The sequence below is a fragment of the Pseudomonas sp. VE 267-6A genome (genome assembly GCF_024126555.1).
In the GTDB taxonomy this organism is placed as follows: domain Bacteria; phylum Pseudomonadota; class Gammaproteobacteria; order Pseudomonadales; family Pseudomonadaceae; genus Aquipseudomonas; species Aquipseudomonas palmensis.
Map to the genome: position 1 here is coordinate 359,664 of NZ_JAMYBY010000001.1, position 12,385 is coordinate 372,048.

Sequence of the window (12,385 nt, forward strand, 5' to 3'; positions counted from 1 at the left end):
AGATTTCAGCCCCTCGCCCCGTAGCGGCTAAACTCGCCATTGCTCCCGTGATGGCCAGTTAGAGCCCTGCAATGAACCACCCCCACGAAATTCGACCCGACCTCGACGAAGGCATCGATCGCAAGGTGCTCAGCCAGTTGCGCAAGCGCTTCCTGGCCATCAACCAGGGTCGACTGGCACGCGCCATGGAAGGGTTGTCGAGCCGCCAGCAGCAGGTGCTCAACCTGCTGGCGCTGTTCTTCCACGTCAATCACCCGCTGCTGCCCGGCTACGTATCTGGCACCACTCCGGCGGGCATCTCGTGCTACGAGCCCGACGACGAGGCGCTGGCCGAGGCCCAGCGCCTGACCCGCTCGTTCACCTACCGCAAGCGCCACGGCCAGCCACCGCGCCCGCTGCTGGGGCTGTACCTGATGGGCAGCCTGGGCACCCTGGCCCAGGCCGATGAAAGCGACATGGACGTGTGGCTGTGCCACGCCCCCGGGCTCAGCGAGGCCGAGCTGAGCGAGCTGCGCAGAAAGTGCGTGTTGCTGGAGGTCTGGGCCGCGTCCCAGGGCGCCGAACTGCACCTGTTCCTGATCGAGCCGGAGCGCTTCGTCACCGGCGAGCGCAATACCGCACTGAGTTCCGACGACTGCGGCACCACCCAGCACTACCTGCTGCTGGACGAGTTCTACCGCACCGCGCTGTGGCTGGCCGGGCGCACGCCGCTGTGGTGGCTGGTGCCGGTCTACGAGGAAGGCAGCTACGCGCATTACACCCAGACCCTGCTGTCCAAGCGCTTCATCCGCGCCGACGAGAACCTGGACCTCGGCCACCTGGCCCACATCCCGCCCGGCGAGTTCGTGGGCGCCGGGTTGTGGCAGCTGTTCAAGGGCATCGAGTCACCCTACAAGTCGCTGCTCAAGCTGCTGCTGACCGAGGTGTATGCCAGCGAACATCCGCACGTGCAGTGCCTGAGCCTGCAGTTCAAGCAGGCGGTGTTCGCCAACCGCCTCGACCTCGACGAGCTGGACCCGTACATGATGGTGTACCGGCGTATCGAGCAGTACCTGCAGCACCGCGGCGAGGCCCAGCGCCTGGAGCTGGTGCGACGCAGCCTGTACCTGAAGGTGAACAAGAAGATCAGCCTGCTGGCGCGCCAGCGCAGCGGCGGCTGGCAGCGCGATCTGCTCGAGCGCCTGACCCGCGAGTGGGGCTGGGACGAGCGCCAGCTGATGCTGCTGGACAGCCGCAGCCAGTGGAAGGTGCGCCAGGTGGAAGCCGAACGGCGCATCCTGGTGGCCGAACTCAACCACAGCTACCGTTTTCTCGGCCAGTTCGCACGCAACCCGCAAGCTGCCACGCGCCTCGACCAGCGCGACCTCAACGTGCTGGGCCGACGCCTCTACGCCGCCTTCGAGCGGCGCGCCGGCAAGGTCGAGTTCATCAACCCGGGCATCGCCCCAGACCTGGCCGAAGACACCCTGACCCTGGTCCAGGCACCCAATCGCCAGGAGCCTGGGCAAACCCACTGGAGCCTGTACAGCGGCAACCTGAACGCCCATGAGTGGGAGCAGTTCGTGCCGTTCAAGCGCTGCCGCGAACTGCTCGAACTGCTGGCCTGGGCGCACCGCAACGGGGTGATCGACAGCACCACGCGCCTGGCGCTCAACCCCGGCAGCAGCGACCTGAGCGAGTACGAGCTGTTCAACCTGCTGGGCAGCCTGCAGCAGAGCGTGGCCCTGCCGTTCAAGGAAGTCAGCGAGGCGCGCCTGCTGCAACCGAGCGTGGCGGACGAGATCCTGCTGCTGGTCAACGTCGGCATCGACCCGCTGCAGCATCACCGCGACCTCAACATCCTGATGACCACCGAGCGCACCGACTCGCTGAGCTACGCCGGGGTGCGCGAGAACCTGGTGCTGACCCTGGACCAGGTGACCCTCAACAGCTGGAACGAGGTGCTGGTGCAGCGGTATGACGGCGAGCACGCCCTGATGCGCAACCTGCGCGACTACCTCAACAGCCTGGGCAGCAAGGGCCACCTGCCTACGCTGAACGTGCGCTGCTTCTGCCACAACCGCGCCCAGGCCATCGCCCAGCGGGTCGAAGAGGTGTTCGCCACCGCTCAGGCGCTGCTTGCCGAAGGCCTGGGGCATCGCTACCTGATACAGGTGCAGCATCACACCCATGTACTGGAATTGCACCACGGGGCGGTCAACCTGGTCAGCCTGGACAGTCAGGATGCACTGTTGGCATACCTGGGCGAGGAACGTGCCGAGTACACCCCGCTGCACCTGGACGCCAACGTGCTGGAAGACCACGACCTGGCGCTGGTGCTGCCCCAGGGCCAGCCGCAGTGCCTGCAGGTGTTCTACCGGGTGCAGGAGAACTGGGCCGACGTCTACGTGCTGGATGAATTCAATGCGCTGTGGCAGCAACGCCTGCCCTACCACGACGACAGCAGCCTGTTGCTGCCGCTGCAGCGCTTTCTGCAATCGGTGGTGTTCCGGCACAACGCACGGCTGCCGCTGGAAGAGCTGCCGGCACAGGGCGCGCTGGACATCCTCTACTATCAGCTGTCGCCCCCCGGTATCGGCCGGGCACGCCAGCTGGAGCCGCGCCAGGCACCGCCCACCACGCTGGGCAGCACCGCCTACGAAGTGCAGGCGATCATCCAGGCAGGCGTCGAAGACGCCCTGCAGGTGACGTTGTACTGCAACCAGAAGGAGTTTTCGGAGCTCGAGTATGGCGACCAGCTGTATGCGGTGGTCGCCCGCGAGATCGTCGGCCAGCGCCGTGACGCCCAGCGCTACCGCTGCTACATCACCGACCTGGACCTGTCCGACCTGCTTGCCGAAGGCCAGGGCTCGAGCATCCTGTACCTGCGCTACAAGCAGGAACTGGAGCGGGTGCTGAACCAGGCGCTGGAAGCGGCCTGATCAGAGGTCGAAGTCGCCTGCGGCTTCGGGCTGGTACTCGACTTCGAGCAGCTTGAGCTTGAGGGTCTTGCCGCCGGGCACCGGCCAGTCGATCTGCTCGCCCACCGACAGGCCGAGCAATGCGCTGCCCATCGGCGCCAGGATCGAGACCGTGCCTTCGGCGCCGGCGTCCTTCGGGTACACCAGGGTCAGGTGGTAGTCCTTGCCGCTGACTTCATCGCGGCAATGCACGCGCGAGTTCATGGTCACGACACCGGCCGGAACCTCCTCGTGGCTCACTACCTGCTCGGCGCGGTCCAGCTCGTCCTGCAGGGCGAGCACACCCGGCGAGTCCTGCGTCTTTTCATCGAGGCCATCGATCAGACGCTCGAGACGCTGTACGTCCAATCGGGTGAGGATAAGGGAAGGCTTGGTGCTCATGATCCAGTCAGACTCCTTGTTCATGGGTAAAAGTGCTGGGCGTTATAAAGCAAAACCCCGCCCAAGGGCGGGGTTTGCATGTTTTTCGGCCAGGCCGATCAACCTCGACACTACCACAGCACAATAAATACACAAGAGGCTCGCCGTCGCAGCCTAGCCGGCCGCCTGGCGTCGTGCCTGTGCCTGGGCGCAGATCTCGCGGCGGCGCTGGTCGTCGGCGCTGCGCCACTGGCGAATGTCCTCGACATGGCGAAAGCAGCCCAGGCACACCTTGGCCTCGTCCAGCCGGCAGAGGCTGATGCAGGGCGACGGCACCGCCGGGCTGACATTGCTGTACAGCGGCTTGGCCGGTTTGGCCGGTTTGGCCGGTTTGGCAGCAGTGCTCATCTCAGATCTCGTCGAAGTCGAGCTTTTCGCCGACCCGCTCCCAGACGATGCGCTCGAGCATCTCGCCGAGCAGTTCCTCGGTCTTCTCACAGGTCCATTTGCCGCTGGCTTCGTCATAGTCGAAATGGAAACCACCCGACTTGTCGGCCAGCCACAGCTGGCGCAGCGGCTCCTGGCGGCTGAAGATCAACTGGCTGCCGTTGTCGAACTTGATGGTAAGAACGCCCGCCGAGTTCTCCATGTCCAGGTCCAGGTCGGTTTCATCGAACAGGTCTTCCAGGGCCTGTTGGGTCGCGTCGACCAGGTCGTGAAAACGCGCTTCGCTCAAACTCATTGCAAGAACCTCGAAAATGTCTGCACACACGCAAGCCGGGCAAGATACGAGCGCCGCGCCACGAATGCAAAGGTTAACGCCCGCAGCCGACACCCTGCACGGGCGCCTGTCCGACGGCGCAGCGGCTACATAGGCAAGGCGCCGGGCGCTCGGTATACTCGGGCGCAATACTGCTTAAATTCAAAGGATTTCGCCATGAAGCGCCTGATTTCCTCCCTCGCGGCGCTAGTCGCGATTGCCTGCCTCGTCTCCGCTTGCGGTCAGAAAGGCCCACTGTACCTGCCTGAAGACGGCAAAGACGGCAAAAAGTCGCAATCGCACCAGCACTGATTAAGGGATCCCCATGGACGCTTTCAACTACCGCGACGGCGAGCTGTTCGCGGAAGGCGTGGCGCTGTCGGCGATTGCCGAACGCTTCGGCACGCCTACCTACGTGTACTCGCGGGCGCACATCGAAGCCCAGTACCGTAGCTACGCCGATGCATTGCAGGGTGTTTCGCACCTGGTGTGCTTCGCCGTAAAAGCCAACTCCAACCTCGGCGTGCTGAACGTGCTGGCACGCCTGGGCGCAGGCTTCGACATCGTCTCGGGCGGTGAACTGGAGCGTGTGCTGGCCGCCGGCGGGCGCGCCGACCGTGTGGTGTTCTCCGGCGTGGGCAAGACCCGCGACGACATGCGCCGCGCCCTCGAAGTGGGCGTGCACTGCTTCAACGTCGAGTCCACCGACGAGCTGGAGCGCCTGCAGGTGGTTGCCGCCGAAATGGGCGTACGCGCGCCGATCTCGCTGCGGGTCAACCCGGATGTCGATGCCGGCACCCACCCGTACATTTCCACCGGCCTCAAAGAGAACAAGTTCGGTATCGCCATTGCCGATGCCGAAGAAGTCTACGTGCGCGCCGCGCAGCTGCCGAACCTGGAAATCGTCGGCGTCGACTGCCACATCGGTTCGCAGCTGACGACGCTGGAGCCCTTCCTCGATGCCCTAGACCGCCTGCTGGCGCTGATCGACCGCCTCGGCGAGTGCGGCATCTACCTGCGCCACCTGGACCTGGGCGGCGGCGTGGGCGTGCGCTATCGCGACGAAGAGCCGCCACTGGCCGGCGACTACATCAAGGCCATCCGCGAGCGCGTGGGCGACCGCGACCTGGCGCTGGTATTCGAACCGGGCCGCTACATCGTGGCCAATGCCGGCGTGCTGCTGACCCGCGTCGAGTACCTCAAGCACACCGAGCACAAGGACTTCGCCATCGTCGACGCGGCGATGAACGACCTGATCCGCCCGGCGCTGTACCAGGCCTGGATGGACGTGACCGCCGTGCAGCCGCGTGATGGCGAGCCGCGCAGCTATGACGTGGTCGGCCCGATCTGCGAGACCGGCGACTTCCTGGCCAAGGACCGTGCGCTGAACCTGGCCGAAGGCGACCTGCTGGCCGTGCATTCGGCCGGTGCCTACGGTTTCGTCATGAGTTCGAACTACAACACCCGTGGTCGCTGCGCCGAAGTACTGGTGGATGCCGATCAGGCCTTCGAAGTGCGCCGTCGCGAAACCGTGGCCGAGCTGTTTGCCGGCGAAAGCCTGCTGCCGGAGTGACCCCATGCTGCTGCGTTTTACCAAGATGCACGGCCTGGGCAACGACTTCATGGTCCTCGACCTGGTCAGCCAGCACGCGCACATCCTGCCCAAGCACGCCAAGCAATGGGGTGACCGGCACACCGGCATCGGTTTCGACCAACTGCTGATCGTCGAGGCGCCGAGCAATCCGGACGTGGACTTTCGCTACCGGATCTTCAACGCCGACGGGTCCGAAGTCGAGCAGTGCGGCAACGGTGCGCGCTGCTTCGCGCGCTTCGTGCTGGACAAGCGCCTAACGGCGAAAAAGCGCATCCGCGTCGAGACCAAGAGCGGCATCATCGAACTCGATGTGCGCGGCGACGGGCAGATCAGCGTCGACATGGGCCCACCGCGCCTGGTGCCGTCCGAGATCCCCTTCGACGCCCCTGCCCAGGCCCTGAGCTACCCGCTGGAAGTGGCCGGTCGCACGGTCAACCTGGCTGCCGTGTCGATGGGCAACCCCCATGCGGTGCTGCGCGTCGACGACATCAACAGCGCCCCGGTGCACGACCTCGGCCCGCAGATCGAGAACCACCCGCGCTTCCCGCAGCGGGTCAACGTCGGCTTCCTCCAGGTCATCGACCGCCACCGCGCCCAGTTGCGCGTGTGGGAGCGCGGCGCCGGGGAAACCCAGGCCTGCGGCACCGGTGCCTGCGCCGCGGCGGTGGCTGCCATCAGCCAGGGCTGGATGGATTCGCCGCTGCTGATCGACCTGCCCGGAGGGCGCCTGTCCATCGAGTGGGGCGGCCCGGGCCGGCCTGTAGTGATGACAGGCCCTGCCGTACGCGTGTATGAAGGACAGGTTCGCCTATGAGTGAGTACCAGCCATGACCGACCAGCCCCACACGCCCACCGCAGAGCCCGAAGCCTCCGACGCCCAGGGCTCGACGCCCAGCGTCGGGGCCCAGGACGTGGTGGCTTACCTGCGCGCCAACCCGGCGTTCTTCGCCGAGCATGACGACCTGCTGCTGGAGCTGCAGGTCCCTCACCAGCGCGGCGACAGCGTGTCGCTGGTGGAGCGCCAGCTCAAGCTGCTGCGCGACCGCAACATCGAGATGCGCCACCGCCTCTCGCACCTGATGGACGTGGCCCGCGACAACGACCGGCTGTTCGAGAAGACCCGCCGGCTGATCCTCGACCTGCTCGACGCCGACAGCCTCGAGGCCGTGGTGATGGCCGTCGAGGACAGCCTGCGCCAGGAGTTCAAGGTGCCGTTCGTGAGCCTGATCCTGTTCGGCGATACCGTGGCCCCCGTGGGCCGCTGGGTCAACCCGACCGAAGCGCAACAGGCCATCGGCGGCCTGCTGTGCGCGGGCAAGACGGTCAGCGGCACCCTGCGCGACCACGAGCTGGACTTCCTGTTCGGCGAGGCCCAGCGCCCCGAAGTCGGCTCCAGTGCCGTCGCCGCGCTCGACTATCAAGGCCTGCATGGCGTGCTCGCCATCGCCAGCCACGACCCGCAGCACTACAAGAGCAGCGTCGGCACCCTGTTCCTGAGCTACATCGCCGAAGTGCTCGGCCGCGTGCTACCGCGCTTTACCCAGACCCTGCGCCCGGTACGCTGATGGAGCGCCAGCTGGACGCGTTCATCGCGCACCTGCGCAACGAGCGCCAGGTGTCGGAGCATACCCAGCTGGCCTACCGGCGTGACCTGGCCAACGTGCTGGCCTACTGCGGGAAAACCGGCATCGCCAGCTGGAGCGCCCTGCAGATCCAGCACCTGCGCCAGTTCGTGGCGCGCCAGCACCATGCCGGGCAGTCGTCGCGCAGCCTGGCGCGCATGCTTTCGGCGGTGCGCGGCCTGTACCGCTACCTGAACCGCGAAGGCCTGTGCGACCACGACCCGGCCAACGGCCTGGCCGCGCCCAAGGGCGAGCGCCGGCTGCCCAAGACCCTCGATACCGACCGCGCGCTGCAATTGCTCGAAGGCGCTGTGGACGACGACTTTCTCGCCCGCCGCGACCAGGCCATGCTCGAGCTGTTCTACTCCTCGGGCCTGCGCCTGTCGGAGCTGACCAACCTTGATCTCGATCAACTCGACCTGCCAGCCGGCCTGGTGCAGGTGCATGGCAAGGGCAGCAAGACCCGCGTGCTGCCGGTAGGCCGCAAAGCCAGAGAGGCATTGGAAAAGTGGCTGGCGCTGCGCGGCATCAGCGCCCCGCAGGACAACGCGGTGTTCGTCAGCCAGCAAGGCCGGCGCCTGGGCCCGCGGGCGATCCAGCTGCGGGTCCAGGCGGCGGGCAGCCGCGAGCTGGGGCAGAACCTGCACCCGCACATGCTGCGCCACTCCTTCGCCAGCCACCTGCTCGAATCGTCCCAGGACCTGCGTGCGGTGCAGGAAATGCTCGGGCATGCCGACATCGCCACCACGCAGATCTACACTCACCTGGACTTCCAGCACCTGGCGAGCGTCTATGACAGCGCCCACCCAAGGGCCAAACGCAGCAAGGACAGTGACTCATGAGCATTCAGCTGATCACCTTCGACCTGGACGACACCCTGTGGGACACCGCCCCGGTCATTGTCAGTGCCGAGGCCGTGCTGCGCGACTGGCTGGCGGCGAATGCACCCGACCTGGGCGCGGTGCCGGTGGAGCACCTGTATGCCATTCGCGAGCGCCTGGTGCAGGCCGAGCCGGGCCTGCGGCATCGCATCAGCGCCTTGCGGCGCAAGGTGCTGTTCCATGCCATGAGCGACGTCGGCTACAGCGAAGCCAGGGCCCACGCCCTGGCCAACGAGGGCTTTGAAGTGTTCCTGCATGCGCGCCACCAGGTGGATATCTTCCCCGAGGTGCAGCCAGTGCTGGAGGTGCTGCGCCATCGCTACACCCTGGGCGTGGTCACCAATGGCAATGCCGACGTGAGGCGCCTGGGGCTGGCCGACTATTTCAGGTTCGCCCTGTGCGCCGAGGACCTGGGCATCGGCAAGCCCGACCCGCAACCGTTTCTCGAAGCATTGCGCCAGGGCCAGGCCGAGGCCGGCAATGCCGTGCATATCGGCGACCACCCGGGCGACGACATCGCCGGGGCCCAGCAGGCCGGCCTGCGCGCGATATGGTTCAACCCGCAGGGCAAGGCGTGGACAGCCGAGGGGCAGCCGGATGCCGAGATCCAGCGCCTGTCGCAGTTGCCTGAGCTGTTGCTCAGTTGGCGTTAGCCCCGCTGGCCCCATCGCGGGTCAAGCCCGCTCCCACAAGGGTTGCGGTGACCGTTGTAGGAGCGGGCCTGCCCCGCCATAGCGTCAGCAGCGGCAACCGATAACGCCACCCACAAAAAAGCCCGCAGCGACGGCGGGCTCTTCTGTTCGACGGCACCCCTCAGATAGGACGGCTACCGTACTTGTTGTCTGGCTTCTTGGGCGGATCGGCGACCACGTTGGCCTCCACTTCCTGCACCTTGCCGCCACGCGACAGGAACTCTTCCATCGCCTTGGCGAGCGCGTCGCGCTCCTTCTGCTTGGCTTCCATGCTGGGCATTTCGTCGACCGAGACCGCAGCCTTGGACTTGCCCTTGGCTACCGGTGCGGGGCTGTCGTCACCGCTGTCATCGGCAACGTCGTCGGCAGCCGCTTCCAGGCCTTCATCGGTATCGTCTTCGTCGCCCACTTCGAGGTCGTCGTTTTCCAGATCATCGTCGCTCATGTTCTACCTCATGACTTGCGAAAAGCAGATAAGTTATAGACCAACAGCGCCAGGTGCGGCCACTGCCGGAAAAATCCAGGGCCACGGGTAGCCCGCGGCCAGCGGCGCCCGCCCTACCACCTGGCGAGCACCGTGCGGGCCCGTGCAGGGCCCGACAAAAAGAAAGAGCTGCCGGCATTGCTTCACCAGCTGACCCCGCCGTGAGCGGCCTGTTCAATGCCAAGCCTAGCAAAGGGTATCGAAGTGCGCGGACAGGTCATCCGCACCCTACGGCGCGCATTCTAGCGTGATGTGTGAAAAAGCAAAGTGCCTAAATATCCTTGTTCGCTGTAAGTTTTATGCTTGATGGCCATTACAGCGTCAAGCGCCTGCAAATGCCCCCGTGGAAACCGTTTGCGTGCCCTTGGATGGACAAAATCCAGGCAAAAAAATGCCCGGCAAGCCGGGCATGTTTTTTCGAGCATGTTACAGGTTGTAGCCACGCTCGTTGTGCTGCGCGAGGTCGAGGCCGACCGCTTCTTCCTCTTCGTTGACCCGCAGGCCCATCACCAGGTCCAGCACCTTCAGAATCACGTAGGTGACGATAGCGGTGTAGATCACCGTGAAGCCCACGCCCTTGGCCTGCACCCAGACCTGTGCGCCGATATCTTCGACGGTACCGAAGCCGCCCAGTGCAGGGGCCGCGAACACGCCGGTGAGAATCGCGCCGACGATGCCGCCGATGCCATGCACGCCGAAGGCGTCCAGGGAGTCGTCATAGCCCATCTTGCGCTTGAGGCTGGTGGCGCAGAAGAAGCACACCACACCCGATACCAGGCCGATCACCAGTGCGCCCATCGGGCCTACGGTGCCCGCAGCCGGGGTGATCGCCACCAGGCCTGCCACCACACCGGAGGCGATGCCCAGGGCGCTGGGTTTGCCGTGGGTGATCCACTCGGCGAACATCCAGCCCAGCGCAGCGGCGGCCGTGGCGATCTGGGTCACCAGCATGGCCATGCCGGCGGTGCCGTTGGCAGCGGCTGCGGAGCCGGCGTTGAAGCCGAACCAGCCGATCCACAGCATGGCCGCGCCCATCAGGGTGTAGCCCAGGTTGTGCGGGGCCATCGGGGTGGTCGGGAAACCCTTGCGCTTGCCCAGCACCAGGCACGCCACCAGGCCCGCGATACCCGCATTGATATGCACCACGGTGCCACCGGCAAAGTCCAGTACGCCCCAGTCCCACATCAGGCCGCCGGCACCGGACCAGACCATGTGCGCGATCGGTGCGTAGACCAGGGTGAACCACACGGCCATGAAGATCAGCATGGCCGAGAACTTCATGCGCTCGGCAAAGGCACCGACGATCAGGGCCGGAGTGATGATGGCGAAGGTCATCTGGAAGGTGATGAACACCGCCTCGGGGAACAACGAGGTCAGGCTTGCGGGGGTGACGCCGGCCAGGAAGGCCTTGGAGAACCCGCCGACGAAGGAATTGAAGTTGACCACGCCCTCTTCCATACCCGTGGTATCGAACGCCAGGCTGTAGCCGTAGACCATCCACAGAATGCTGATCAGGCCGGTGATGGCGAAACACTGCATCATCACCGAAAGCACGTTCTTGGAACGCACCATGCCGCCGTAGAACAACGCCAGGCCCGGGATGGTCATGAACAGCACCAGCGCGGTGGCGGTCAACATCCAGGCGGTGTCGCCGGAGTTGAGCACGGGGGCGGCTGCCTCCTCTGCCATGGCCATGCCAGGCATTACGAGGGACAAAAGGGCTCCTAGCCCTGCGAACTGACGCAGAGTCATATTGTTATCTCCTGGGGCGTTGGGGTTTGGGGCGGCGTTACTTAGATCGCGTCGGTATCGGTTTCACCGGTACGGATGCGGATGGCCTGTTCCAGATTGACCACGAAAATCTTGCCGTCACCGATCTTGCCGGTGTTGGCCGCCTTGGTGATCGCCTCGATGACCCGGTCCAGGTCCTTGTCGTCGATGGCAACATCGATCTTCACCTTGGGCAGGAAATCGACTACGTATTCAGCACCGCGATACAGCTCGGTGTGGCCTTTCTGCCGTCCGAAGCCTTTGACTTCCGTGACGGTAATGCCCTGCACGCCGATTTCGGACAGCGACTCGCGCACGTCGTCCAACTTGAATGGCTTGATGATGGCAGTGACTAGCTTCATGAAACTCTCTCCCGAATTGGTGGACTTGCCCCAGGAAAACAAACCCGTCTCAAGTCTAAGCGCAGTGCCTGGCTTTGTAACGCTTCGTCGGCCTCAATCCCAAGGCCCGACACCAGTGCATGAGTCACTTGGCTCTAAGCAGAAACCTTGCCATGTCTGCCAAAGCCACCAATTACAAGGGCTTGCGTGCCTTGCTTGGAATTGGCCAGTCGCCAGCAGGGCAAACACGCACAAAAACGGTGCGCTACCGATCGGGGGAATGCGCGAAAAGCGTGCGGGGCGAGCGGGCGTGGGGTGCGTGTTACACTGGCCGCCTCTTTGCATTTACCGGACGGACCAACATGCTCGCGCCCAAAGCCTTTCTCGATGCCCTGAGCGACCAGGCCTCGCGCCTGTTCAGCGGTGACACCGCGCAGCCGCGCAGCGAACTGGAAAGCCAGTTCAAGGCGCTGCTGCAAAGTGGTTTCAGCAAGCTGGAACTGGTCAGCCGTGAGGAGTTCGACAGCCAGATGGTAGTGCTGGCCCGCACCCGCGCACGCCTGGAGGCGCTGGAGGCCAAGGTCGAAGAGATGGAAGCGCGGCTGAACCCGGCGGCTGCCGAGTAGAGCGCAGCGCAGCCTTCGTCGGCGGGGCCGGCGCCTGCAGGGTCATGCAGGGGCCTGCCTCACCTTCTCATACCGCACATCCCCCTCCTCCAACTGCGCCACCACCTCCCACCCCCAAGCGGCGATAGAAGCCATTGGCACGCACGCCGTCGCGGCCCGAAGGCTGCACCGGGGCGCCGTGATCTTGACCAGCGCCCCTGGCCCCGTCAACCGCTGCAAAACCTCGACTCACTCTCCCCCGCGCACCCTGCGCGCGCACCACTATCCTTGCCCCAGCCGCAGGACGCGGCATTGT

Annotated in this window: 13 protein-coding genes and 1 pseudogene; 8 read left to right on the forward strand and 6 right to left on the reverse strand. The window is 65.2% G+C overall.

The window, feature by feature from the left end; all coding sequences use genetic code 11:
* The first annotated feature begins 71 nt into the window (after positions 1-71).
* Complete coding sequence (locus tag NJH59_RS01630; protein ID WP_100634246.1) at positions 72-2,921, forward strand: class I adenylate cyclase; 2,850 nt, start codon at positions 72-74, stop codon at positions 2,919-2,921.
* On the opposite strand, the gene rnk is transcribed toward NJH59_RS01630, so the two are convergent.
* From rnk to cyaY, 3 genes are all read right to left on the reverse strand, one after another.
* Positions 2,922-3,341 (reverse strand): nucleoside diphosphate kinase regulator, encoded by a 420-nt coding sequence (gene rnk / locus NJH59_RS01635; RefSeq protein ID WP_043863363.1) that lies wholly within the window; start codon positions 3,339-3,341, stop codon positions 2,922-2,924. It lies immediately after the preceding gene.
* 153 nt (positions 3,342-3,494) lie between these two features.
* On the reverse strand, positions 3,495-3,728 hold the full coding sequence (locus NJH59_RS01640; RefSeq protein WP_253086264.1) for a DUF1289 domain-containing protein: 234 nt from the start codon (positions 3,726-3,728) through the stop codon (positions 3,495-3,497).
* 1 nt (position 3,729) lies between these two features.
* On the reverse strand, positions 3,730-4,062 hold the full coding sequence (gene cyaY / locus NJH59_RS01645; protein WP_043863361.1) for an iron donor protein CyaY: 333 nt from the start codon (positions 4,060-4,062) through the stop codon (positions 3,730-3,732).
* A gap of 195 nt (positions 4,063-4,257) precedes the next feature.
* On the opposite strand from cyaY, the pseudogene NJH59_RS01650 reads away from it, so the two are divergent.
* The 6 genes and pseudogenes from NJH59_RS01650 to NJH59_RS01675 all read left to right on the forward strand — a co-directional run.
* Positions 4,258-4,389: pseudogene (locus NJH59_RS01650) on the forward strand (lipoprotein); the annotation flags it as partial.
* 16 nt (positions 4,390-4,405) lie between these two features.
* Positions 4,406-5,653 carry a diaminopimelate decarboxylase gene (lysA, locus tag NJH59_RS01655; protein WP_043863359.1) on the forward strand — a complete coding sequence of 416 codons (1,248 nt, stop codon included), beginning with the start codon at positions 4,406-4,408 and terminating at the stop codon, positions 5,651-5,653.
* A gap of 4 nt (positions 5,654-5,657) precedes the next feature.
* A complete protein-coding gene (gene dapF / locus NJH59_RS01660) occupies positions 5,658-6,488 on the forward strand; it encodes a diaminopimelate epimerase (protein WP_058541735.1) in 831 nt (276 codons plus the stop codon).
* Between the two features lie 13 nt (positions 6,489-6,501).
* Positions 6,502-7,239, forward strand: a complete 738-nt coding sequence (locus tag NJH59_RS01665; RefSeq protein WP_088514612.1) for a DUF484 family protein — start codon at positions 6,502-6,504, stop codon at positions 7,237-7,239.
* On the forward strand, positions 7,239-8,138 hold the full coding sequence (xerC, locus tag NJH59_RS01670) for a tyrosine recombinase XerC (protein WP_043863356.1): 900 nt from the start codon (positions 7,239-7,241) through the stop codon (positions 8,136-8,138). Before NJH59_RS01665 ends, xerC begins: the two co-directional genes overlap by 1 nt.
* A complete protein-coding gene (locus tag NJH59_RS01675) occupies positions 8,135-8,830 on the forward strand; it encodes an HAD family hydrolase (protein ID WP_043863355.1) in 696 nt (231 codons plus the stop codon). The genes xerC and NJH59_RS01675 overlap by 4 nt, the downstream gene beginning before the upstream one ends.
* Before the next feature lie 160 nt (positions 8,831-8,990).
* Here the strand turns inward: NJH59_RS01675 and sutA are convergent, their stop codons facing one another.
* The 3 genes from sutA to glnK all read right to left on the reverse strand — a co-directional run bounded on the left by sutA (position 8,991) and on the right by glnK (position 11,485).
* Positions 8,991-9,314, reverse strand: a complete 324-nt coding sequence (gene sutA, locus NJH59_RS01680) for a transcriptional regulator SutA (protein WP_043863351.1) — start codon at positions 9,312-9,314, stop codon at positions 8,991-8,993.
* A 465-nt stretch (positions 9,315-9,779) separates the two neighbouring features.
* Positions 9,780-11,105 carry an ammonium transporter gene (locus NJH59_RS01685; protein ID WP_043863350.1) on the reverse strand — a complete coding sequence of 442 codons (1,326 nt, stop codon included), beginning with the start codon at positions 11,103-11,105 and terminating at the stop codon, positions 9,780-9,782.
* A gap of 41 nt (positions 11,106-11,146) precedes the next feature.
* Positions 11,147-11,485: a P-II family nitrogen regulator gene (glnK, locus tag NJH59_RS01690; protein ID WP_002555808.1), complete on the reverse strand. Its 339-nt coding sequence runs from the start codon at positions 11,483-11,485 to the stop codon at positions 11,147-11,149.
* Between the two features lie 341 nt (positions 11,486-11,826).
* Here glnK and NJH59_RS01695 point away from each other — a divergent pair, with 341 nt between their 5' ends.
* Positions 11,827-12,090 (forward strand): accessory factor UbiK family protein, encoded by a 264-nt coding sequence (locus tag NJH59_RS01695; RefSeq protein ID WP_043863349.1) that lies wholly within the window; start codon positions 11,827-11,829, stop codon positions 12,088-12,090.
* Positions 12,091-12,385: the final 295 nt, after the last annotated feature.